Source organism: Salinimicrobium oceani, from assembly GCF_012037645.1.
The window spans coordinates 1-360 of sequence record NZ_JAAVJR010001100.1 but is presented as its reverse complement, the minus strand read 5'-3'; the positions used below and the strand labels follow the sequence as shown (position 1 = coordinate 360).

Genomic DNA, 360 nt, shown 5'->3' with positions numbered 1-360 from the left:
TCGAAAAGATATTTTCTCACTGTCTTCTTAGGTTTGGAATGCTAAAAACTTACGTTGAAGTTATCCACCCGTTGCTCAACAGAATTGGCCTCATGTGGTCTGCAGACGAAATTCCCCCCGCACATGAACATTACATTTCCAATCTATTAAGACAACAGATCTCTACCGCTATTGATTCACCTCCCGTGGAAAAAGCCGAAAAAGAAACCTGGCTGCTCTTTCTGCCCGAAGATGAATTTCACGAGTTAGGCTTGTTGTTCTCCAATTATTATTTGAGAAGTAAAGGAAAGAGAGTGATCTACCTGGGGGCGAATGTGCCCCTAAGCTCTGTCGTACATGCCCTTGAAGAAGTTGATATTC

The 360-nt window shown here is 42.8% G+C and carries 1 protein-coding gene; it reads left to right on the top strand.

Annotated elements, in window-relative coordinates:
- Positions 1 to 38: 38 nt before the first annotated feature.
- A partial coding sequence (locus tag HC175_RS20970; RefSeq protein ID WP_369074363.1) for a cobalamin B12-binding domain-containing protein occupies positions 39 to 360 on the top strand: 322 nt, incomplete at its 3' end.